The sequence below is a fragment of the Vibrio sp. 10N.222.52.B7 genome, from assembly GCF_041474275.1.
In the GTDB taxonomy this organism is placed as follows: domain Bacteria; phylum Pseudomonadota; class Gammaproteobacteria; order Enterobacterales; family Vibrionaceae; genus Vibrio; species Vibrio crassostreae_C.
The window spans coordinates 1-236 of record NZ_JBFRTU010000485.1 but is presented as its reverse complement, the minus strand read 5'-3'; the positions used below and the strand labels follow the sequence as shown (position 1 = coordinate 236).

General features: G+C 47.9%; 1 protein-coding gene. It reads left to right on the top strand.

Annotated elements, in window-relative coordinates; genetic code table 11:
* The coding region (locus AB4512_RS23810) for a TrmH family RNA methyltransferase (RefSeq protein WP_372175974.1) at positions 1 to 236 on the top strand (236 nt) is incomplete at both ends.

Genomic DNA, 236 nt, shown 5'->3' with positions numbered 1-236 from the left:
GTAGCAGACTGGTATGGCATTAAGCATATCGTTGCGAGCAGCGATTGTGCAGACCCATACAACCCTAAGACCATCAGTGCAACTATGGGTAGCTTTGGCCGAGTACACGTAAGCCAAACAGACTTACCGGCTTATTTAGAACAAGCGAACCTACCGGTTTACGGCGCGTTCTTAGAAGGCGAAAGTGTTCATAAGACAGAATTTACTGCCAACGGCATTTTGCTGATGGGTAGCGA